Raw genomic sequence first — 21,808 nt, 5'->3', positions numbered from 1 at the left:
GCACGATAGACGCCCGCCACCTTCGCCACTAGACATCATAAACGGAAAGCTGTTGATCGCCTGGAGAACGAATGGATACCGACATCGTCCTATTCGCCGAGGTCGTCCGCACCGCCAGCCTCAGCGCGGCGGGGCGTTCGATGGGTATCTCGCCGGCGATGGTCTCGAAACGCATCGCGCGGCTGGAGGCCCGGCTGGGCGTGCGGTTGCTCAACCGGACGACGCGGCGGCTCGACCTCACCGCACGCGGTGCCGCCTATCACCGCGACATGGTGGAGATCCTCGCCGCGATCCGCGACGCCGAGGCGCGCGTGTCGGACCGTACGGATACGCCGGCCGGCCCACTACGGGTCAGCGCACCCACCTCGTTCGGTCGCCTCCACATCGCGCCGCACCTGAAACCGTTCCTCGACGCGTATCCGGCAATCGAACTCGATCTCGACCTGTCGGACGGCTTCTCGGATGTGATCGGCGACCGGCTGGATCTTGCGATCCGGATAGCTCCGGCCGTGCCGCCAAGTCTGACCGGCCATCGCCTCGCCGACAGCCGTCGGGTCCTGTGCGCTGCTCCGAGCTACAGTGCGCCGCGCGATGCGGCCGATCTTATGGAACACTGCCTGCTCGCAGCAAAAGGCCAGATGCCGTGGCGGCTTGCCGGCCCCGGTGGAGACGTCACGATCGATCGCCCCAGCTACGTCGCGACCAATTCTAGTGAAGTGGTGCGCGAACTCACGCTGGCCGGCGTCGGCATCGCGCTACGGTCGCTGTGGGATGTCAGCGCGGACTTGGCGGGCGGTCGCCTCGTGCGTATCCTACCGGAACTAGCCGGTTCGGCGGACGTCGGAATCTATGCGGTGCATGCGCGCGGCCCGGTGTCGTCGGGCACCTCTGCGCTGCTCGACTACCTGCGTGATCTCTGGTCGCCGGTGCCGCCGTGGGAATCCTGAACGAGGTCGATCGTCACCGCATCGATCCGTCTCAGCATCGCCACGAACTGCTCGACTTCCGCGCCTGAGAACCCGGCGAAGATCCGGCGCTCCAGATCGAGCGCCTTCGGTGCGACCGATGCATAGAGCGTGTGACCGTCGTCGGTCAGCCTCAGCAAATGCGAGCGACGATCCTCCGGGTTCGCATGTCGCTGCATTAGCCCCCGCTCGACCAGCGCGATCGCCGCGCGGCTGACGGTCACCTTGTCCATCCGCGTCTGTTGGCCGACCTGCTGCTGCGTGATTCCATCCGCTTCGGCGACCACAGCGACCAGCCGCCACTCCGGGATCGTCAGTCCGAACAGCGCCTCGTACGTATCCGCGACCGCCTCGCTCACGAGGTTCGAGGTGATCGACAGGCGATACGGGATGAAATCGTCCAGGACGAGTGCGCGGGAGGCATCGGAGTTGGGCATATCAAAATCGTAACGATTGACACCAGTTGTTCAACCCGCCAGATTGGTAACAACGGATACCAACTGTCAGGATGTTATCATGGACCATATGGACGTAAACCCGATGGGTCTCGACGGGTTCGAGTTCGCCGAGTTCACCTCGCCCGATCCCGACCGGATGGCCGCGCAGTTCGAGCAGTTCGGCTTCGTCGCCGCCTCGACCCACCCGACCAAGGCCGTCACGCGCTACAAGCAGGGCCGCATCAACCTGCTGCTCAACCGCGAAGACGGTGGCCATGCGGCGGCGTTCCGCGCGGATCATGGCCCGTCGGCGAGCGGCATGGCGTTCCGCGTTCATGACGCCAAGGAAGCGTTCGACGCAGCGCTCGCACGCGGCGCCAAGGCGGTCGATGCCAGCATGGGTGCACTCGGCGAGGGTAGCTATGTGCTCGAAGGGATTGGCGGTTCGCTGCTGTATCTGGTCGACAAGCACGGCTCGGCGGGCAGCTTGTACGACGACTGGAATGCGGTGCCGGGCGCGGCCGAAGCGGAAGCCGAGAACAACGTCGGGCTCGACCTGCTCGATCACCTCACGCACAACGTGAAGCGTGGCCAGATGCGGACCTGGGCCGAATTCTACGGCCAGATCTTCGGCTTCGAGGAGCAGAAGTATTTCGACATCAAGGGCAAGGCGACCGGGCTATTCAGCCAGGCGATGATCGCGCCCGACCGCGCGATCCGCATCCCGCTCAACGAGAGCCAGGACGACAAGAGCCAGATCGAGGAATTCATCAAGGATTACAACGGCGAGGGCATCCAGCATCTGGCGCTGACCACCGACGATATTTTCGAGACCGTCGAGAAGCTGCGCGCACGTGGCGTCAAGCTGCAGGACACGATCGAGACCTATTACGAACTGGTCGACAAGCGCGTGCCGAACCACGGCCACGACCTGGAGCGCCTGCGCCGCAACCGCATCCTGATCGACGGCAATGTCGGCGAGGAGGGGTTGCTGCTGCAGATCTTCACCGAGAACATGTTCGGGCCGATCTTCTTCGAGATCATCCAGCGCAAGGGGAATGAAGGCTTTGGCAACGGCAATTTCCAGGCGTTGTACGAAAGCATCGAGCTCGACCAGATCCGTCGCGGGGTCATAACGGTCGACGCGTAAATTCTAAGCCCTCTCCCTTGGGGAGAGGGAAAGGCGCGCAAGCGCCGAGGGTGAGGGCACGCGCTAGGCCAGCGCGTGCCCTCACCCTTCCGCCGCGCAAGTGCGCGTCTGCCTCCCTCTCCCCCGAGGGGAGAGGGATTAGGAAAGAGTTTGAACGGCCGGCGGTTCGGGCGTTGATCGGAACAGGTGACGGAGAGGAAGCCATGACAATCCACCAGCCGACCAATGCCGCAGGCGAGACCGCCGGCCAGACCGAAGACAGGGCGTATCAGCCCGGCTTCGGCAACCACATATCGACCGAGGCGATCCCCGGTGCGCTGCCGATCGGCCGCAATTCGCCGCAGCGCCCCCCGTTTGGGCTCTATACCGAGCAGCTCTCCGGCACCGCGTTCACCGCGCCCCGACACGAGAACCGCCGCAGTTGGCTCTATCGGATGCGCCCGACCGCCGAGCATCCTCCGTTCGAGCGTTACACCGGCGCAAAGCGCTTCGCCCCCGGCACGACCGACGCGCCGCTCGCGCCCAATCGCCTGCGCTGGGACCCGATCGAAGCGCCTGCCCCCGGTACCGACCTGATCGACGGCATGACGACGATGCTCGCCAACCGCGATCCCGCCGATCTCGAAGGCGTCGCGATGCACGTCTACGCCGCGAACGCCGACATGATTTCGCGCGTGCTCATGGATGCGGACGGCGAACTGCTATTCGTGCCGCAGGCCGGACGGCTACGACTGTTGACCGAACTCGGCCGGATCGACATCGCCCCCGGCCAGATCGCGCTGATCCCGCGCGGCGTCCGCTTCCGCGCCGAACTCCCCGATGGCGAAGCGCGCGGGTATGTCGCGGAGAATCACGGTGCGCTGTTCCGCCTGCCCGATCTTGGCCCGATCGGTGCCAATGGGCTCGCCAACCCGCGCGATTTTGAGACGCCGGTCGCCTGGTTCGAGGATCGCGACGAGCCGGTCGAGGTCGTTCAGAAGTTCATGGGTTCGCTGTGGACCACCACGCTCGATCATTCGCCGCTCGACGTCGTCGCATGGCACGGCAACCTGGCGCCTTGGCGGTACGACCTGTCGCGGTTCAATACGATCAACACGGTCAGCTTCGACCATCCCGATCCGTCGATCTTCACGCTGCTGACCTCGCCGAGCGACGTGCCCGGCCGCGCGAACGCCGATTTCGTGATCTTCCCGCCGCGCTGGATGGTCGCCGAGGGGACGTTCCGGCCGCCGTGGTTCCACCGCAACGTCATGTCCGAGGCGATGGGGCTGATCACCGGCGCGTATGATGCGAAGGCCGAGGGGTTCGCGCCGGGGGGGATCTCGCTGCATAATCTGATGTCGGGCCACGGACCGGATCTGGCGAGCTGGCAGGGTGCGAGTGCGGCCGACCTGAAGCCGCACAAGATCGATGGGACGATGGCGTTCATGCTGGAGAGCTGCTGGCCGTACAAGCCGACCGCCTATGCGATCGAGCATTCGCAGCTCGATTACGACGCGGTCTGGTCGGACTTCCCGAAAGCGGTCCTGCCGAAGTGAGCCTGACACTGCACGGTTATTGGCGCTCGACCACAGCCTACCGCGTCCGGATCGCGCTGGCCGTAAAGGGGGTCGAGTACGCGCAGGTGACGCACGACCTTCGCAAAGGCGCGCAACGCGATGCGGGGTATCGCGCGCTCAATCCTCAGGGCTTGGTGCCGGCGCTGGAGACTGACGACGGGATCTTGACGCAAAGTCCCGCGATCCTCGAATGGATCGACGAGACCTGTCCCGATCCTCCGCTGCTCCCCGTTGGCGCGAATGACCGGGCGATCGTCCGTGCGATGGCCGCGACGATTGCCTGCGACATCCATCCGGTGAACAATCTCCGCATCCTGAACGCCTTGCGCACCGAGTTTGGGGCGGACGAGGCTGCGGTGAAACGCTGGATCGCGCGCTGGATCGACGACTGTTTCGCGGCGCTGGAGACGCAAATCGCGCGGCACGGCGACGGCTATGCGTTCGGTGCGACTCCGACGATCGCCGACTGCCATCTCGTACCGCAGGTCTATTCGGCCGAGCGGTTCGCGGTCGATCTCTCGCCTTACCCCCGCCTTAAGGCCGCAGCCGACAAAGCCCGCGCCCTCCCCGCCTTCGCTGCCGCGCATCCCGACCGGCAGCCGGATGCCGACCGCGCATGAGCGACGGCGAACGGCTGAGTGCAACACTCGGCGGCATCAAGCTCGCGCCGCTTGACGCGATTGCGGACGGCAAGGCGCGGAACTTCGTGCTCCAGATGCGCGCGGGTCGCTTCCACGGCTTTGTCGTGCGCAAGGGCGAGGCGGTGTTCGGCTATGTCGATCGCTGCCCGCACATGGGCCTGCCGCTCGCGCAGATGCTCGACGACTATCTCACGCCGCGCGGCGACCTGATCGCGTGCAGCTGGCACTCCGGGCTGTTCGAGATCGACAGCGGCGCGTGCGTCGGCGGGCCGTGTGGGGGAGCGCGACTGACGCCCTGGCCGGTCGCGGTGGTCGACGGGATGATCGTTACCGCAGGCTGACGCGGCGGGCGACTTGCGCTAAGGGAGCGCACCTCCTCCCCTGCACGATGAACCGATGACTGAAACCCTGCCCATCCGCGTCGTGGCGCTGTACCGCTTCACGCCGTTCGCCGATATCGCCGTGATCCAGCCACCGCTCGCGCTGGTGTGCTGCTCCAACGGCGTGAAGGGGACGCTGCTGCTCGCCGCGGAGGGGATCAACGGAACGATTGCCGGGTCCGACGAGGGGATCGATGCGGTACTCGCGCATATCCGTGCGCTGCCGGGATGTGCCGATCTCGACGTCAAGGAGTCGCGCGCGGAGACGATGCCGTTTCACCGGATGAAGGTTCGGCTGAAGCGCGAGATCGTGACGATGGGCGAGCCTGCGATCGATCCGCTGGAGGGCGTCGGGCATTATGTCGAGCCGGCGGACTGGAACGCGCTGATCGTCGAGCCGGGGACGATCGTGATCGACACGCGCAACGATTACGAGGTCGCGGTCGGGACGTTCGCCGGCGCGGTCGATCCGCAGACACGGACGTTCCGCGATTTTCCGGCGTGGTTTCGCGCGCATCGTGACGAACTGGTCGGGGACGGCCCGCCGCCGAAGATCGCGATGTTCTGCACCGGGGGGATACGGTGCGAGAAGTCGACTGCGTTCCTCAAGGCCGAGGGGCTGGACGATGTGTATCATCTCAAGGGTGGCATCCTGAAGTATCTGGAGACCGTGCCCGAGGCAGAGAGCCTGTGGGAGGGGGAGTGTTTCGTGTTCGATCAGCGGGTTGCGGTTGGACATGGGCTTGCGTTGGGAAGTCATGTGCTGTGCCATGCATGCCGGATGCCGGTGAGTGTCGCGGATCGGTCGTCGCCGCTGTATGTCGAGGGGGTGAGTTGCCCGGCGTGTCATGATGCGCGGGACGAGGTTCAGCGGGCGGGGTATGCGGAGCGGGAGCGGCAGGTGCGGCTGGCCGAGGCTCGAGGCGAGGCGCATGTCGGAGCGGTGTTGCCGAAGACGCATGGGGAAACGGCTTCGAAGGTCGATAATTAACCCAGCAGGAAAAGCTTGTTCACCCGCGAAGGCGGGTGCCCAGACTGGGCACCCGCCTTCGCGGGTGAACACTTTGGGATAGCTAACCGGTCGTTGCGAACCGCGCGGCCAACGCCGTGTTCCCCTGCGATACCGCCAGCGAATGCACGCTGTTCCCCGCCGCATCCACGATCGACGGGTCCGCGCCATGCTCCAGCAACAAGTCGATGATCGCCGTCTTGTTTACCAGCGCGGCCATCATCAACGCCGTCTGTCCGACGCCGTTACGCCGGTTCACGTCCGCGCCCGCATCGAGCAAAATCTCCGCGATCTCAGCATAGCCCTTGAAGCATACCCCCATCAGCGCCGTGTTGCCGCGTGCGTCCGCTGCGCCGTCGACCTGCGCACCTGCCGCGAGCAGCGCCGCCGTCGCTTCGGCTTGGCCGTTGTAGCTCGCGATCACCAGTGGCGTGTAGCCCTTCGCATCGGTCACCTCGATATCGACCCCAGCCTGCAACAGTGCCGGGATCATCTCGTCGCGCCCCGTTCGCGCGGCGTCGAACATCAGTTCGACCAGCCGCTCCATCTGCGGCAACGGGGGTAGCTCACGCGCGTCAGTCATCATTCGCCTCGATGATATGCGGCACGAACCGCGCGAGATTGCGCGTTACGACCGTGTCATCCTCCCGAACGCCGATCCCGGCGGCTTCGTTGCCGACAATCCACGCGCCGATCACCGGATGGCGGCCATCGAACACCGGCGGTGGCGCATAGGCCTGGCGGATCGCACCCTCCGCGCCATAGCCCTGGTCGAGCACCGCGTGGCCATCCTCGCCGATCACCTCGACGTTGGCACCCTCGCGCGAGAACAAAGGTTTGCGCACATACTTAGGCCCGAGGATCTTGGCGGCGGGATCGTCGTCAAAGAATGCGGGGAGCAGGTTCGGATGCTCCGGATGCCGCTCCCACAGCAGCGGCAGGATGCCCTTGTTTGACAGGATCGACTTCCACGCCGGCTCGATCCAGCGCACATCGGCACGCGACAGGTTTGGCGCGTAAGGCTCGCGGAGCATGAACTCCCACGGGTACAGCTTGAATGACGCCTGCACCTCGAAGCCGTCGGTGTCGACGAAGCGCCCGTCGGCGGCGAGGCCGATGTCCTTCATCTCCACGAACTTAGGTTCAATCCCGACCTGGCTCGCCAGATCCTCGAAGAACCGCACCGTCTGGCGGTCCTCGATCGCCGACGCATCTGCCGCGAAATGGACGAATCCGCCGCTCGGGAACAGCGCGCGGAACCGCTCGCGCAGCTTGTCGAACAGGCTGTTGAACTGGTCCGTCCCGGCCGGCAACGCACCGCTCGCGAGCCCATCCTCCAGCCACATCCACTGGAACGTCGCGCATTCGAACACCGAGGTCGGCGTGTCGGCATTATACTCGTACAGCTTGGCCGGCCCCGTACCGTCGTACGCGAAATCGAACCGCCCGTAGAGCGACGGCTGGCGCGTCCGCCACGTCTCCGCGACGTAGTTCCACTGCTCGCGCGGGATCGCGAGCCGTTCCATCAACTGCTGGTCGCGGACCACCTCGTCGACGAGATCGAGGCACATCGCGTGCAACTGTTCCGCGGCGGGCTCAAGGTCGTCCTCGATCTCCGCCAGCGTGAAGGCATACGCCGCGCCCTCATCCCAATAGGGTTCGCCATCCGTGTCGTGATAGACGAACCCGATCGCGTCGGCCCGCTCGCGCCAGTCGCCGCGCGGGTCGACCGCGATCCGGCGCATCAGGAGTCCGACGTCTTGGAGTCGTCGCGCTGCTCGATCTGCAACGTCTGGCCGACCTGCGGCGTCTTTGGTGCCGTCAGGCGCGCGAGCACGTCGTCAGCCGACGACTGGCCGGGGCCAATGCCTGCGAGCCGGAGCTTCTCGTCGAGATCGGCGCCGGTGCGGCGGTCCTCCAGTTCGCCTGCCGCCTTGATCCGCTCGCCCCGGATCGCCTGCCGCTCACGGATGCGCGCGAGGCTGTCCGCCGCCGAGCCGAGCTTGTTCCCCGCACCCATGCTGCCCGACGCGACCGAGGCCTGCGCCTTTTGCACCGACTCGTTGACCTTCACGACCTCGACCTCGCGACGGAGCTGTTCGATCTTGCGATCGGTCTGCGCGACCGCGGTATGGATCTGCTCTTCGGCAGCGCGCATGTCCTCGACCTGCGGGGACTTCAGCGCGATGTCCTGCTCGAGATCGGCGATCCGCTGCGCGACCTGGCGCGCGAGATCCATGTTGCCCTTCTCGACCGCGATGCGCGCAGACGCCTCGTACTTGGTCGCCTGAGCACGGAAGCTCTCGACCTCGGTTTCGAGGATGCGGCGACGTGCTACCAGTCCCGCGAGATCGTCGCGTGCCTTGCCCTGCGCCTTGTCGGCATCGCGGATTTCCTGGTCGAGGATACGCAGCGCGTTCGCATCGACGACCGCCGCGCCCGCTTCGTGCGCGCCGGCACGACCGAGGGTGAAAAGCTTGCTCCAGATGGCCATGCCAGTCTCTCCGTTTGTATCTAAATCAGGCGGCGGGAATCTGCGCGTGGCGCAGGTCGGTGGCCGCATCGATCGCATTCTCGGCAAGCGTGCGCAGTTCGATGATCACGGTATCGAGACGGCTCGACGTCGCGAGTTCGCCGAACAGCTCGTAATAATCGCGGCCATCGACCGTGCCGATCCCGAAGTTCGACAGCGGCACCAGCTTCTGCGACTTCAGCAGGAAGGTGTTGAATGCCAGCTGGTCTTCCTGCTCGTCGCACGGCCACAGCAGGGTCGAGCACGCGATCTGCGCCTCGCTGACGTTGACGAACAGTTCGAGGTCGCCGTGGTGGTGCATCGTCACGAGCAGCACCGGGTCCGCGCCCTCCAGGATCCGTACGGAAAACTCGCCGGCTTTCGCGGGCTCGGACGTGTCGAGCGCGGCCTTCAGGCTGCGGACGGTCCAGATGTCGGTCAATGCAAGAACTCCCGTGCTTGTCGCTCGCGGAGACACATAGGCGCGCACGAGAGGCACGCCAATGGCGCTTTGCGACGGCTCGCGCTTTGCCCTAAGAGGCACGCCAACCACACACACGCGAGGATTGCATGTTCGATCGCCTGTTCGGCCGCAAGCCAGCGCTTGACGGCAACGCCCTGCCCGTCGTCCGCAACGTCACGCTGGGGCGGACGGTGACGGTCGATCCGCTGGCATGGCGCCGGTTCGGGTCGGAACTCCTGTTTCCGTTCGACCGCGATACGCTGGTGATCGTCGCACAGGGGCTGATCGACCTCAACGAAGGCGGCTTCGTCCACCGGTTCTACACCGACGACGACATCATGTTCCAGGCGGTGTCGAACGACCGCGACGGGCAGGACGTGACGGATGTCACGCTGTTCGCGCCGTGGGACAGCAGCTATCCGTCGTCCGCCGCCGAGCGCCCGGCGTGGAAGAGCCGGCTCAAGGCACGCACATTCACCGCCGAGGGGCTGCCCGAATACAGCCGCGCCTGGTTCGGCCCCGAAGCGAGCGAGCAGGAGCCGGTGACGTTCTGGGAGGAACTGCACGACGACCGCGACGGGATCGTCGACCGCCGCATCTTCCAGACCTGCATGCTGTTCAGCCGCGACCTGCCGGGCGATGACGGCCGCGAATTGCTGCTCGCGATCGACATGGAGACCGAGTCCGGCGACGTCTCGTTCGAGATCATGCTCGGCGTGGCACTGGAACTCGGCGAGTTCAGGGCCTAGCGTCGCGCGCAGACGGCTCCGGGGGAAATGCCATGATCGACCAATACAGCTTCGGCGCCAGCGCGCTCGCCTTCCTGATCGCGTTCGTCGCGGCGGGGGCGTTCACGATCGTCTTCAAGATCGTCTATCAGGTCGCGACGCCGTATCATGAGAAATCGTTGATCCGCGAAGGCAACACCGCCGCGGCGATCACGCTCGGCGCGGCGCTGCTCGGCTATGTCCTGCCACTCGCATCCGCGCTCACGCATACCGTTTCGCTGGTCGAGTTCGCGGTGTGGGCGTTGCTGGCGGGCGTGATCCAGATCGTCACGTTCCTGGTGGTCCAGCATTTCGTGATGCGCGACTTCAACGACCGGATCGTCCGCGGTGAAATCGCGGCAGCGACCTATATGGGCAGCATCTCGCTGTGCGTCGGCATCCTCAACGCCGCCTGCATGACGAACTGAGGGGCATAGCGATGAAGCGTTCCAGATCGATCGTCCTAACCAGCCTGATCGCAGGATCGGGCATCTCGCTGACCGCCTGCGACGGCGATGTCGGTGGCAAGCCCGTCGAGGCGCAGAGCTATGCGTCGGTGCAGGAGTGCCGCGCGGCGGGCGCGCTGTCCGCCGTCCAGTGCGACACCGCGTTCGAGCAGGCCAAGGCCGATGCCGCCAAGACCGCACCCCGGTTTCAGGACCGACAGACTTGCGAAGAGCAATACGGCGCCGCGCAGTGCGAGCCACGCAACAACGGCAATGGCGGCAGTTTCTTCACGCCGCTGCTGACCGGCTTCCTGGTCGGGCAGGCACTCAACGGCGGCTTCGGCAACCGCGGCGCGCCGATGTACCGCGACCGCGACGGCAATTATTACGGTGGCGCCGGTGGCCGGATCAACCGGGACTATGTGACCGGCCGGACTCGCGTGGGCTCCGACGCCTTCACCCCGACCACAGCGAGAGCCCCTGCCCGCGTCCAGTCGCGCAGTTCGGTGATCTCACGCGGTGGCTTCGGCGGCGGCTTTGGTGGTCGCAGCTTCGGGGGGTAACGTGGCCGCTACCGCCTTCCGTCGTGTTTAGCGGCGGGCCGGCATCAGCGGGCCACCGATGTCGGTCGCGGCGATGAATGCGGGACGGGCGCGTAGGCGATCCAGATACGCCGCGACGTCGGGATGCTCCTTGAGCAATCCGGCGCTCTCGGCGATCGCCAGGATGTAGCACATCTGGATATCGGCCAGCATCAGCTGCTCGCCCATCAGATACGGGCCATCGCCAACGCCCGCGCCGATATAGTCGAGCGTATTGGTCACTTCGGGGCCGGTGAACTTGGCAAGGCCGTCGGGCAGACCGCCCATCCGCTTGCCAAGCGACGTCATCATGATCGGCAACGACGCCGAGCTTTCGACATATTGCAGCCATTCGTCATGCACGGCCGCCGCATCGCTGTCGATCGGCGGCGAGAAGCGGTGGTCGCCGTAACGCTCGTCGATATACGACAGGATCGGCGCGCTCTCGGCGAGCGTCAGCGCGTCGTCGACCAGCACCGGCGCCTTGCCGAGCGGATGGATCGCTTTCAGTGCGGACGGTGCGCGGAAATTCTCGTCACGCTCGTATTTGACGAGGTCGTATTCGATGCCGAGCTCTTCGAGCAGCCACAGCACGCGGATCGAGCGCGAGTAGTTCAGGTGGTGGAGCGTTAACATAAGCGTCCTTCGACTAGGAATGTGCTGCACCGCGGAACGGCTGGGCGGCGTCGAAGGTTTCGTCGATCGTGGCTCCGGAATTCTCCGGCAACGGAGAGACGTATGACGAAGCTGACCTGCGATGTGGCGATCATCGGTGCCGGCACCGCTGGTCTTGCTGCCGAACGTAGCGCACGGCGCAACGGCGCAAAGACGCTGCTCATCGACGAAGGCTTCGGCGGCACGACCTGCGCGAGCGTGGGATGCATGCCCTCCAAGCTGTTGATTGCGGCCGGAAACGCGATGCACGCGGTCGAGCACGCGTCGGTTTTCGGTGTCGAAGCGTCGGGCAAGGTCGACGGCGTCGCGGTGATGGCGCGGGTCCGTAGGGAGCGCGATGCGTTCGTCGCGGGCGTCGAGACGTCGATCGACAGGCTGCCCGAGGAGGTGAGGATCGAAGCACGCGCGAAATTTGCGGGTGCGACGATCCTGTCGCTGAGCGATGGCCGCGAGGTCCATGCGAAGTCGGTGGTGATCGCCACCGGATCGAGCCCTGCGATCCCCGAGATGTTCGATGGCGTACGCGACCGAGTGCTGACCAACGAGAGCATCTTCGACCTAAAGGACCTTCCAAAATCACTCGGCGTCATCGGCGCGGGCGCGCTGGGCTTGGAACTGGCGCAGGCAATGGCACGGCTTGGCGTCGACACGATGGTGTTCGACACGGGCGAGACGATCGGCGGACTGAAGGACCGCCACGTCGCCGAGGCGTATCACGCGATCCTCTCGCGCGAGATGCCGATCCTGCTCGGCGTCGAACTGACGGTCGAGCCGGACGGCGATGGCGTCAAGCTGGCCTGGAGTGGTTCTGCATCGGGCGAGCAGCACTTTGACTATCTACTCGTTGCGACCGGGCGGCCGCCGCGGATCAAGGGCGTTGGACTGGAGACGACTGGCCTCACGCTCGATGAGCATGGCATGCCAGACTATGACCCCGAGACGATGCAGTGCGGCACGGCACCGATCTTCATCGCCGGCGACGCGGACCATGACCGCGCGGTGCTGCACGAGGCATCGGCGGAGGGCATGATCGCGGGGCGGAACGCGGCGAGCTACCCCGAGGTAACGCCGGGCAAGCGCGCCGTGCCGTTCGCGATCACCTTCACGCACCCGAACGTCGCGGTCATCGGCAAGATCGCCAAGGACGACGATGCTGACAGTGTCATCGGTACCGCGTCGTATGACGATCAGGGCCGCGCTAAGGTCGAGGCGTGCAATGCCGGGTTGGTGCGGTTCTACGCGGATCGCCGCGACGGGCGCTTGACCGGTGCGACCATGGCGGGGCCTGCGGTCGAGCATAGCGCTCACCTGATCGCGTGGGCAATCCAGAGCGGGTGGACCGCGACCGAGGTGCTCGACCTGCCGATTTATCATCCGACGTTCGAGGAGGGGATGAAGGGTGCGCTTCGTTCGATCTGCGGCGAAGTGCATGCGCCCACCCCGCCCGACCGCGATGACGGGTTCACGCCGGGAACTTGAAGCATTTGAACACAAATACCACCCCGGCGAAGGCCGGGGCCCAATTGGGAGCGCCTAGTGACGGCTGGCAGCGCTCCGTTACGGCCAGCCTTCCAATTGGGCCCTGGCCTTCGCCGGGGTGGTGCTATCGGGGTAGCGGATCGCAATAAAAGATCGCTAGCTTAGCGCTACTCCTCCAGATCGAGATACGCGACGACGTCGTTCTCCGTGGCCAGATACAGCCCCGCCTGCACATCCTCTTCCTGCTGCGCTGCGATCGTCAGGGCCTCTCCGAGCGGACCATAGAACAGTGTCGTTGCCGCCCCGCCCTCGCCGCTGTCGTCGAGGTGATACAGCCGCACCGACACGCTGAAAGAAACTGTCCGCATTTCAATACCCTATCGCAGATTTTTATGACGTAAAATTCACGGAACCAATTGTGAAGCAGCGCAACTTTGCCCGCTCTCGCCCGTTACGCTAGCAAATACAGGGATTTGATATGCATCAGGATGAAGGTTTTCCGGTGTCGCGCCGTGGCGTGATCGCCGGCGGTGTCGCCTCGGCTACGTTGGTCGCAGCTCCCGCTGCTGCTCAGGCTCAAACTCAGGGCACTGCTCAGTCGGCCCCGCCGACCATGCCCGTGACGCTCAAGGTGAATGGTCGCACGACCAAGATCAACGTGGATACGCGCACTACGTTGCTGGACGCGCTGCGTGAGAATTTGAAGCTTACCGGCACCAAGAAGGGCTGCGATCACGGCCAGTGCGGCGCGTGCACAGTCATCGTCGAGGGTCGCCGCATCAACAGCTGCCTGACGCTCGCGGTCATGCACGAAGGCGAAGAGATCACGACGATCGAAGGCCTCGGCACCCCCGAGAAGCTGCACGCGATGCAGGCCGCGTTCGTCAAGCATGATGGCTATCAGTGCGGCTATTGCACCCCCGGCCAGATTTGCTCGGCCGTCGCGACGCTCGGCGAGATCAAGGCGGGCATCCCCAGCCACGTGACTGGCGATATTTCGGCTCAGCCAACGGTGACCACCGACGAACTGCGCGAGCGGATGAGCGGCAACATCTGCCGCTGCGGTGCCTATGCGAACATCATCGACGCGATCCACGACGTCGCCGGTACGGAGCGTTCCGCATGAAGGCCTTCACGTACGAGCGCGCCACCTCGGCGAAGGAAGCCGCTAGCGCCGCAGTCCGCACGCCAGGCGCCAAGTTCATCGCCGGCGGCACCAACCTGCTCGACCTGATGAAGCTCCAGATCGAGACGCCGCAGCACCTGATCGACGTCAACGGCCTCGGCCTCGACAAGATCACGCCGACCGCTGACGGAGGTCTGCGCGTCGGTGCCCTCGTCCGCAACACCGACCTCGCGGCCGATGCGCGCGTGCGGAAGGACTACGGCGTACTTAGCCGCGCGCTGGTGTCCGGCGCGTCGGGCCAGCTACGCAACAAGGCGACGACCGCAGGCAACCTGCTCCAGCGGACACGCTGCCCGTATTTCTACGACACCACCAAGCCCTGCAACAAGCGTCAGCCCGGCAGCGGTTGCGCGGCGATCGGCGGCTTCAACCGCAACTTGGCGGTGATGGGCACGAGCGACGCGTGCATCGCGACGCACCCGAGCGACATGGCCGTGGCAATGCGCGTGCTCGACGCGACGGTCGAGACGGTGAACGCCGCCAGCCAGACGCGCGCGATCCCGATCGCGGATTTCCACCGTCTCCCCGGTGCCACGCCGAACATCGAGACGTCGCTCGCGCACGGTGAGCTGATCACAGCCGTCACTTTGCCGAAGCCGATCGGCGGCACGCACATCTACCAGAAGGTGCGTGACCGTGCGTCCTACGCGTTCGCGCTGATCTCGGTTGCCGCAGTGATCCAGCCCGGCGGTCGCGGCCGTCTCGCGTTCGGTGGCCTCGCGCACAAGCCGTGGCGCGTCGAATCCGCCGAGGCGCAGATGCCCAATGGCGCCAAGGCGACCGCATCGGCAGTCCTCGCCGGCGCCCGCACCACATCACAGAATGCGTTCAAGCTGCCGTTGGTCGAACGCACCATCGGCGCCGTGTTCGAAGAAGCGAAGGCCTGATCGCCATGAAGTTCGATACCCCCGCCACGGCGAATCCGACCGACCGGATGAAGGTGCTCGGCAAGCCGCTCGATCGCGTTGACGGCAAGCTGAAAACCACCGGCACCGCGCACTACGCCTATGAGCGCAACGATGCCGCACCGAACGCCGCCTATGGCTACATTGTAGGCTCGGCGATCGCCAAGGGCCGGATCGAGAGCATCGACGACGCCGACGCGAAGGCCGCCCCCGGCGTGCTCGCGGTCGTCACCTACCAGAACGCCGGCAAGCTCGGCAAAGCCAAGAACCATACCGCGCGGATGCTCGCCGGACCGGACGTCCAGCATTACGACCAGGCCGTCGCGGTCGTCGTGGCCGAGACGTTCGAGCAGGCCCGTGCCGGTGCCAAGCTGCTCCGCGTCAACTACGCGCGCACGGCCGGGCGGTTCGATCTCGCCGCATCGCAATCATCGGCGACCAAGCCGAAGAGCGGCACGCCCGACACCGCCGTCGGCGACTTCGCCGGTGCGTTCGCCAAGGCACCGGTCAAGCTCGACGAGCGCTACACCACGCCCGACCAGAGCCACATGATGATGGAGCCGCACTCCACCACCGCGGCGTGGAAGGACGGCAAGCTCGCGCTCTGGACGTCGAACCAGATGATCAACTGGGCAGTCGGCGACATGAGCGAGACGCTGCTCCTGCCGAAGGAAAGCATCCACGTGATGTCGCCCTATGTGGGTGGCGGGTTTGGTTCGAAGCTGTGGGTCCGCAGCGATGCGGTGATGGCAGCGCTCGGCTCGCGCGCGATCGGCGGACGTCCGGTGAAGCTCGCGCTCGCGCGCCCGCAGGTGATGAACAACACGACGCATCGCCCCGCGACGATCCAGCGCCTCCGCATCGGCGCGCAGAAGGACGGCAAGATCACCGCGATCGCGCACGAGAGTTGGTCGGGCGATCTCCCCGGTGGTGGTCCAGAGACCGCTCCGAACGCGACCCGTCTGCTTTACGCCGGTGCGAACCGCATGACCGCGACGCGTCTCGCCGTGCTCGATCTCCCCGAGGGCAACGCGATGCGTGCGCCGGGCGAGGCGGTCGGTCTGCTCGCGCTCGAAGCCGCGATGGACGAGCTTGCCGAGAAGCTGAAGATGGACCCTGTCCAGCTGCGCATCATCAACGATACGCAGGTCGACCCGGAAAAGCCGACGCGCCAGTTCTCGCAGCGCGATCTCGTCGGATGCTTGAAGGCCGGCGCCGAACGCTTCGGCTGGAACAAGCGCAACCCGGTTCCGGGGCAAGTCCGCGACGGCCGCTGGTTAATTGGCATGGGGATGGCGTCGGCATTCCGCGACAACGTCACGATGAAGTCGGGCGCGCGCGTCGGGATAGACAAGAAAGGCGTCGTCACTGTCGCCACCGACATGACCGACATCGGGACTGGCAGCTACACGATCATCGCGCAGACCGCGGCCGAGATGATGGGCGTCCCGATGGACAAGGTCATCGTCCTGCTCGGCGACAGCAGCTTCCCGGCTTCGTCGGGTTCGGGCGGCCAGTGGGGCGGCAACAGCTCGACTGCGGGCGTCTATGCGGCGTGCATGGCATTGCGCGAGCGGGTCGCGCAGAAGCTCGGATTCAACTCGACCGACGTCGTGTTCGAGGATGGCAAGGTGAAATCGGGCAACCGCAGCGTCTCGCTGTCGGAAGCCGCAGGCGATGCCGGCCTCTCCGCCGAGGATTCGATCGAGTTCGGCGACCTGACCAAGACGTACGCGCAGGCCACGTTCGGCGCGCATTTCGTTGAGGTCGGCGTCGACTCGGCAACCGGCGAGATCCGCGTCCGGCGGATGAGCGGCGCATTCGCCGCGGGCCGCATCCTGAACCCGAAATCGGCGCGCAGCCAGGTGATCGGTGCGATGACGATGGGCGTCGGTGCGGCGCTGATGGAAGACGCGATCGTCGACACGCGGTTCGGCTATTTCGTCAACCACGACCTCGCCGAATATCACGTGCCCGCGCATGCCGACATTCCGATGCAGGACGTGTTTTTCATGGACGAACTCGACGAAAAGTCCTCGCCGATGAAGGCCAAGGGTATCGGCGAACTGGGCCTTTGCGGCGTCGGCGCGGCGATCGCCAATGCGGTCTACAACGCATGCGGCGTCCGCATCCGCGAATACCCGCTGACGCTCGACAAGGTCATCGGCAAGATGGCCTGATACCCTGCCCTCCACCCCGTCCCGACAGCGGTCGGGGTGGAGGGCAAAAGCGGCTCTGGCGCGCGCGAATAGGTTGCGCTAGAAAACTGGCATGACCGTACCCGCCATTCTAAAAAACCTGCGCCTGCCCGTTATCGGCTCGCCGCTGTTCATCATTTCCGGCCCCGATCTGGTGATCGCGCAGTGTAAGGCGGGTATCGTCGGTTCATTCCCGGCGCTCAATGCGCGCCCGCAGGCGATGCTCGACGAATGGCTGCACCGGATCACCGAGGAACTCAGCGCGCACAACCGCGCCAATCCCGATCGTCCAGCGGCACCCTTTGCGGTCAACCAGATCGTCCACAAATCCAACGATCGGCTCGAGAGCGATCTCGAGACCTGCGCCAAGTGGCAGGTGCCGATCGTCATTACCTCGCTCGGTGCGCGGGAGGACTTGAATACCGCGGTGCACGGGTGGGGCGGCATCACGCTGCACGACGTGATCGACGACCGGTTCGCGCGTAAGGCCGTGGAAAAGGGTGCGGACGGGCTGATCGCGGTCGCAGCCGGGGCCGGTGGTCATGCCGGTCGCCTGTCGCCGTTCGCGATCATCCAGGAAATCCGCCAGTGGTTCGACGGCCCGCTCGCGCTATCGGGCTCGATCGCAACCGGCGACGCCGTCCTCGCCGCGCAGGCGATGGGCGCGGACTTCGGCTATATCGGTTCGCCGTTCATCGCCACGACCGAGGCGAACGCGGATCAGGCGTACAAGGACGGCATCGTCGCCGGCAAAGCCTCCGACATCATCTATTCCAACCTATTCACCGGCGTGCATGGCAACTATCTGCGCGCGTCGATCCAGGCGGCTGGGATGGACCCGGACAACCTTCCCGAGGGCGACCTGAAAACGATGGACTTCGGTGGCGGCAACGGTTCCAAGCCCAAGGCGTGGAAGGACATCTGGGGCTCGGGCCAAGGCATCGGTGCAGTCACCGAGGTCGAAAGCGTTGCCGACCGCGTCGATCGTCTCGAACGCGAATACCGCGCAGCGCGGGCCCGTCTTTCGCTCTGACGGACCCGGCACCGACCGATCTCGGCTCGCTCAGAACAGACGTTTGAGCAAGCCGACATTGGTCTTGCCCAGCTCGACCACCTCGTCCCCGCGCCCGCTGATGATCGCCTTCGCCATATAGAGCGTGAAGCCCTTCATCTGCTCCAGCGTGATCTTGGGCGGCATCGACAATTCGGTGCGCGCGGTGACGGCATCGAGCAACGCCGGCCCCGGATGCGCGAGCACCTCGCGGATGCCCGCATCGACGTCACCCGGATCGGTCACGCGCACGCCGTGGATCCCGATCGCCCGGGCCATCGCCGCAAAGTCGGGGTTGTCGAGCGCGACGCCGGTCTCGACCAGGCCTGCCGCCTTCATCTCCATCTCGACGAACCCGAGCGTGCCGTTGTTGAAGACGATGATCTTCACCGGCAGGCCGAGTTGGCGCACCGTCAGCAACTCGCCCATCAGCATCGCCAGCCCGCCATCGCCCGACAACGTCACGACCTGCCGCCCCGGGTACGCAGCCTGCACGCCGATCGCCTGCGGCAGCGCGTTCGCCATCGATCCGTGGTTGAACGATCCGATCAACCGCCGCCGCCCGTTCATTGTCAGGTAGCGCGCAGCCCACACGGTCGGCGTGCCGACGTCGCAGGCGAAGACCGCATCGTCCGTCGCCTGCTCGCTGAGGACACGGGCGACGTGCTGCGGATGGATCACACCGCTGCCGGGCGTCCCGTTGGCAAGATCGTCCAGCCCCTTGCGGGACTCGGCGTAATTCTCGATCGCGGATTTGAGGAATCTGCCATCGCGCCCGGTCTTCACTCGCGGAATCAGCGCCGCAAGAGTAGCGCCGACATCGCCGACCAGCCCGATATCGATCGCCGTCCGCCGACCTAGGTTTTCCGGGATCAGGTCGATCTGCGCGACCTTCGCCTTCTCCGGATAGAATTGCCGATACGGGAAATCCGTGCCGAGCATCAGCAGCACGTCGCACGCCATCATCGCGTCGTAGCCGCTCGCAAAGCCGATCAGCCCGGTCATGCCGACGTCATAGGGGTTATCGTATTCGACGAACTCCTTGCCCCCCAGCGCGTGGACGATTGGCGCCTGCAAGATCCCCGCGAGCGTGACGAGCTCTGCATGCGCGGTGCGGCACCCCCGCCCCGCCAGGATCGTCACCTTCTGCGCACCGTTCAACAGCGCGGCGAGTTCGGCGATGTCCGCTTCAGCCGGTATCGTCACCGAAGGCGGCGGCAGGAGTGCGCCTTTGGACCGTGCCAGCGTGCCCGTCGTCGATCGCAGTGCTACGTCGCCCGGCATCGCGACGACCGACACGCCGCGGTGGCCGACCGCCGCCCGGATCGCGGTCTCCAGCGTCCGCGGCATCTGGTCGGCGTCGGAGATCGTCTCGCAATAGACGCTGCATTCGCGGAACAGCGCCTCCGGCCGCGTCTCCTGGAAATAGTTCGAGCCCACCTCCCCGCTCGGCACCTGTGCCGCGATCGCCAGCACCGGCACGCGCGTCCGGTTGCAGTCGTAGAGCCCGTTGATCAGGTGCATGTTACCGGGACCGCAGGATCCGGCGCATACCGCCAGCTTGCCAGTGAGTTGCGCCTCCGCACCCGCCGCAAAGGCAGCGGCCTCCTCGTTGCGAACATGGATCCACTCGATCTTGCCCTGTCGCCGCAAACTGTCGGTCAGGCCGTTGAGGCTGTCGCCCACGACGCCGTAGATCCGCTCGACGCCCGCCAGGTGCAGCGTCTCGGCAAACAGGTCGGCGATGATGGTCTTGGACATGAGCAACTCCGGCAGTGATGGCGACCCAACTCGGCTAGCGAGACGGCAGAGGACAAACGCGTTCTGGTACGATTGGGATGCACGGAATGCAGGTGCATCATCCCGGCAGACAGCGTCCGACGCGTTCTGCTCCAAGTATGATAAATCCCGGTAGCGCGCCGCGCCATGCAATCCTAAAGACAATGGCTCTGGCGCTAAACAACCCGACCGGTCGATCAATCGCCCGGCGGAGACGCTCGACGCGGTGGCGGTATAAGGGGGGATGGCTTGGACAACGCGATGATCGGTCGACGTGCGGCGTTGCTAGGGGGCGTTGCCCTGACCGCTGGCTGCACAAACAACGGTCGGCTGGCTGGATTGCCCGCAACGCCGGCGTTCGTCACGGTCGACGGAACCCACTTCCGGCGCGGCGGCAAGCCCTACCGCTATGCCGGCGCCAACATCTGGTACGGCGCATGGCTTGGCGCGGAGACCGCGTACGGCAACCGCGCGCGTCTCGGACGCGAACTGGACGGCTTGAAGGCGCTCGGCGTGCGCAACCTCCGCATCCTCGGCTCGGCCGAACTGTCGCCGCTGAAGAACTCGATCACGCCCGGATTCCGCGACAAGACCGCGACCTACAACGAAGACCTGCTCAAGGGCCTCGACTGGATGCTCGCCGAGATGGCGAAGCGCGACATGACCGGCGTGATCTACCTGACCAACTTCTGGGAATGGTCGGGCGGGATGATGACGTATCTGTCGTGGGTCAACGGCGGCAAGTTCATCAACATGAACGACCCTGCGCACCCTTGGCCTGCGTTCGCCGATTGGAACGCCGCGTTCTACGCCGACGGCCAGGCGCAGGCGATGTACCGCGACTATATCCGCGCGGTCGTCTCGCGGACCAACACCGTGACGGGCGTCGCCTACGCCGCGGATCCGACGATCATGGCGTGGCAGTTGGCGAACGAGCCGCGTCCGGCCGGCGGACCTGCGGTGGCCATACCCAACCTGCCCGCTTTCTACCGCTGGATCGACGAGACCGCGCGGTACATCAAGATGCTCGATCCCAACCACCTCGTCTCGACCGGTTCGGAGGGGCTAAAGGGTTCGATCGAGCGCGAGGACGTCGTGCTCGCCGCGCACCGCTCACCGTCGATCGATTACCTCACGACGCATATCTGGCCCAACAACTGGACCTGGATGGACGCAGGTGATCTCGCCGGCACCTACGACGCGGGCGCGACCAAGGTCGCCAACTATATCGACGCGCATATCCGGCTGGCGACGACGCTCGGCAAGCCGCTGGTGATCGAGGAGTTCGGCTATCCGCGCGACGGGAAGACCGCCTATGATCCGACCATCACGACGGTCTATAAGGATCGCTTCTATCGCCAGATCTATGCGGCGATCGAAGCCAATGCCAAGTCCGGCGGACCACTCGCGGGCTCGAACTTCTGGGCGTGGAACGGCGAGGCGCGTACACCGCATGCCGACCACCGGTTCCAGCGCGGCGACCTCGCCTATATGGGCGACCCGCCGCACGAGCCGCAGGGCTGGTACGGCGTGTTCGACAGCGACGCCTCGACGCAAGACGTGATCCGGGCGCATGCCGCAGCAATGGCGGCGTTATGATGCCGGCCTTGTCGGATCGGACTGGA

Annotated in this window: 23 protein-coding genes; 15 read left to right on the top strand and 8 right to left on the bottom strand. The window is 65.5% G+C overall.

Translation table 11 applies throughout. The features are described from left to right. The first annotated feature begins 71 nt into the window (after positions 1 to 71). Positions 72 to 947 (top strand): LysR family transcriptional regulator, encoded by an 876-nt coding sequence (locus tag C8J25_RS06220; protein WP_107953226.1) that lies wholly within the window; start codon positions 72 to 74, stop codon positions 945 to 947. Here C8J25_RS06220 and C8J25_RS06215 read toward each other — a convergent pair. Then, positions 902 to 1,402, bottom strand: coding sequence for a MarR family winged helix-turn-helix transcriptional regulator (locus tag C8J25_RS06215; RefSeq protein WP_208622524.1), 501 nt, complete (start codon positions 1,400 to 1,402; stop codon positions 902 to 904). The two genes, C8J25_RS06220 and C8J25_RS06215, sit on opposite strands and share 46 nt — an antisense overlap. Before the next feature lie 79 nt (positions 1,403 to 1,481). Here C8J25_RS06215 and hppD point away from each other — a divergent pair, with 79 nt between their 5' ends. From hppD to trhO, 5 genes are all read left to right on the top strand, one after another. Then, entirely contained in the window at positions 1,482 to 2,552 is a 1,071-nt protein-coding gene (hppD, locus tag C8J25_RS06210) for a 4-hydroxyphenylpyruvate dioxygenase (RefSeq protein WP_107953224.1), read from the top strand. 203 nt (positions 2,553 to 2,755) lie between these two features. Beyond that, positions 2,756 to 4,090 (top strand): homogentisate 1,2-dioxygenase, encoded by a 1,335-nt coding sequence (gene hmgA / locus C8J25_RS06205; RefSeq protein ID WP_107953222.1) that lies wholly within the window; start codon positions 2,756 to 2,758, stop codon positions 4,088 to 4,090. Continuing rightward, on the top strand, positions 4,087 to 4,731 hold the full coding sequence (gene maiA / locus C8J25_RS06200) for a maleylacetoacetate isomerase (protein WP_107953220.1): 645 nt from the start codon (positions 4,087 to 4,089) through the stop codon (positions 4,729 to 4,731). Before hmgA ends, maiA begins: the two co-directional genes overlap by 4 nt. Further along, positions 4,728 to 5,093 (top strand): Rieske (2Fe-2S) protein, encoded by a 366-nt coding sequence (locus C8J25_RS06195; protein ID WP_107953218.1) that lies wholly within the window; start codon positions 4,728 to 4,730, stop codon positions 5,091 to 5,093. The genes maiA and C8J25_RS06195 overlap by 4 nt, the downstream gene beginning before the upstream one ends. Before the next feature lie 55 nt (positions 5,094 to 5,148). Beyond that, entirely contained in the window at positions 5,149 to 6,123 is a 975-nt protein-coding gene (gene trhO / locus C8J25_RS06190) for an oxygen-dependent tRNA uridine(34) hydroxylase TrhO (RefSeq protein WP_107953215.1), read from the top strand. Between the two features lie 82 nt (positions 6,124 to 6,205). Here the strand turns inward: trhO and C8J25_RS06185 are convergent, their stop codons facing one another. From C8J25_RS06185 to C8J25_RS06170, 4 genes are read right to left on the bottom strand one after another with little or no spacing between them, the layout of a single operon-like run. Then, on the bottom strand, positions 6,206 to 6,724 hold the full coding sequence (locus C8J25_RS06185) for an ankyrin repeat domain-containing protein (protein ID WP_107953426.1): 519 nt from the start codon (positions 6,722 to 6,724) through the stop codon (positions 6,206 to 6,208). Then, complete coding sequence (locus C8J25_RS06180) at positions 6,717 to 7,886, bottom strand: glutathionylspermidine synthase family protein (RefSeq protein WP_107953212.1); 1,170 nt, start codon at positions 7,884 to 7,886, stop codon at positions 6,717 to 6,719. Before C8J25_RS06180 ends, C8J25_RS06185 begins: the two co-directional genes overlap by 8 nt. Further along, positions 7,886 to 8,635 carry a PspA/IM30 family protein gene (locus C8J25_RS06175; protein ID WP_056049207.1) on the bottom strand — a complete coding sequence of 250 codons (750 nt, stop codon included), beginning with the start codon at positions 8,633 to 8,635 and terminating at the stop codon, positions 7,886 to 7,888. Before C8J25_RS06175 ends, C8J25_RS06180 begins: the two co-directional genes overlap by 1 nt. A gap of 25 nt (positions 8,636 to 8,660) precedes the next feature. After that, positions 8,661 to 9,095 carry a YjfI family protein gene (locus tag C8J25_RS06170; protein ID WP_107953210.1) on the bottom strand — a complete coding sequence of 145 codons (435 nt, stop codon included), beginning with the start codon at positions 9,093 to 9,095 and terminating at the stop codon, positions 8,661 to 8,663. Positions 9,096 to 9,223: 128 nt separating this feature from the next. Here C8J25_RS06170 and C8J25_RS06165 point away from each other — a divergent pair, with 128 nt between their 5' ends. The 3 genes from C8J25_RS06165 to C8J25_RS06155 are packed head-to-tail and all read left to right on the top strand — an operon-like array spanning position 9,224 to position 10,892. Beyond that, entirely contained in the window at positions 9,224 to 9,865 is a 642-nt protein-coding gene (locus tag C8J25_RS06165; RefSeq protein ID WP_056481639.1) for a DUF2491 family protein, read from the top strand. A 32-nt stretch (positions 9,866 to 9,897) separates the two neighbouring features. Continuing rightward, positions 9,898 to 10,311: a DUF350 domain-containing protein gene (locus C8J25_RS06160; RefSeq protein WP_056049217.1), complete on the top strand. Its 414-nt coding sequence runs from the start codon at positions 9,898 to 9,900 to the stop codon at positions 10,309 to 10,311. A gap of 11 nt (positions 10,312 to 10,322) precedes the next feature. Next, positions 10,323 to 10,892: a DUF1190 domain-containing protein gene (locus tag C8J25_RS06155; RefSeq protein WP_107953207.1), complete on the top strand. Its 570-nt coding sequence runs from the start codon at positions 10,323 to 10,325 to the stop codon at positions 10,890 to 10,892. A gap of 27 nt (positions 10,893 to 10,919) precedes the next feature. Here the strand turns inward: C8J25_RS06155 and C8J25_RS06150 are convergent, their stop codons facing one another. Continuing rightward, positions 10,920 to 11,546 carry a glutathione S-transferase family protein gene (locus C8J25_RS06150; protein ID WP_107953205.1) on the bottom strand — a complete coding sequence of 209 codons (627 nt, stop codon included), beginning with the start codon at positions 11,544 to 11,546 and terminating at the stop codon, positions 10,920 to 10,922. A 102-nt stretch (positions 11,547 to 11,648) separates the two neighbouring features. Between C8J25_RS06150 and C8J25_RS06145 the strand changes: the two genes are divergently transcribed. Beyond that, on the top strand, positions 11,649 to 13,064 hold the full coding sequence (locus C8J25_RS06145) for a dihydrolipoyl dehydrogenase (RefSeq protein WP_107953203.1): 1,416 nt from the start codon (positions 11,649 to 11,651) through the stop codon (positions 13,062 to 13,064). Positions 13,065 to 13,231: 167 nt separating this feature from the next. Here the strand turns inward: C8J25_RS06145 and C8J25_RS06140 are convergent, their stop codons facing one another. Further along, positions 13,232 to 13,432: a hypothetical protein gene (locus C8J25_RS06140; RefSeq protein WP_107953200.1), complete on the bottom strand. Its 201-nt coding sequence runs from the start codon at positions 13,430 to 13,432 to the stop codon at positions 13,232 to 13,234. Positions 13,433 to 13,542: 110 nt separating this feature from the next. Between C8J25_RS06140 and paoA the strand changes: the two genes are divergently transcribed. The 4 genes from paoA to C8J25_RS06120 all read left to right on the top strand — a co-directional run bounded on the left by paoA (position 13,543) and on the right by C8J25_RS06120 (position 18,386). Then, positions 13,543 to 14,190, top strand: coding sequence for an aldehyde dehydrogenase iron-sulfur subunit PaoA (gene paoA / locus C8J25_RS06135; RefSeq protein WP_107953197.1), 648 nt, complete (start codon positions 13,543 to 13,545; stop codon positions 14,188 to 14,190). After that, positions 14,187 to 15,137 (top strand): FAD binding domain-containing protein, encoded by a 951-nt coding sequence (locus C8J25_RS06130; protein WP_107953195.1) that lies wholly within the window; start codon positions 14,187 to 14,189, stop codon positions 15,135 to 15,137. Before paoA ends, C8J25_RS06130 begins: the two co-directional genes overlap by 4 nt. 5 nt (positions 15,138 to 15,142) lie before the next feature. Then, a complete protein-coding gene (gene paoC, locus C8J25_RS06125) occupies positions 15,143 to 17,335 on the top strand; it encodes an aldehyde oxidoreductase molybdenum-binding subunit PaoC (RefSeq protein ID WP_107953193.1) in 2,193 nt (730 codons plus the stop codon). 91 nt (positions 17,336 to 17,426) lie between these two features. Beyond that, on the top strand, positions 17,427 to 18,386 hold the full coding sequence (locus tag C8J25_RS06120; protein WP_107953191.1) for an NAD(P)H-dependent flavin oxidoreductase: 960 nt from the start codon (positions 17,427 to 17,429) through the stop codon (positions 18,384 to 18,386). Between the two features lie 30 nt (positions 18,387 to 18,416). On the opposite strand, the gene poxB is transcribed toward C8J25_RS06120, so the two are convergent. Beyond that, positions 18,417 to 20,165, bottom strand: a complete 1,749-nt coding sequence (poxB, locus tag C8J25_RS06115; protein WP_107953189.1) for a ubiquinone-dependent pyruvate dehydrogenase — start codon at positions 20,163 to 20,165, stop codon at positions 18,417 to 18,419. Positions 20,166 to 20,444: 279 nt separating this feature from the next. Between poxB and C8J25_RS06110 the strand changes: the two genes are divergently transcribed. Continuing rightward, the gene (locus C8J25_RS06110) at positions 20,445 to 21,782 is read left to right on the top strand and encodes a glycoside hydrolase 5 family protein (RefSeq protein ID WP_107953424.1); all 1,338 of its coding nucleotides are present in this window, start codon (positions 20,445 to 20,447) and stop codon (positions 21,780 to 21,782) included. The last annotated feature ends 26 nt before the right edge of the window (positions 21,783 to 21,808 follow it).

This window comes from Sphingomonas faeni, from assembly GCF_003053745.1.
Taxonomy (GTDB): Bacteria; Pseudomonadota; Alphaproteobacteria; order Sphingomonadales; family Sphingomonadaceae; genus Sphingomonas; species Sphingomonas faeni.
The sequence above is the reverse complement of the archived record's forward strand: the minus strand, read 5'-3'. Positions and strand labels throughout refer to the sequence as shown.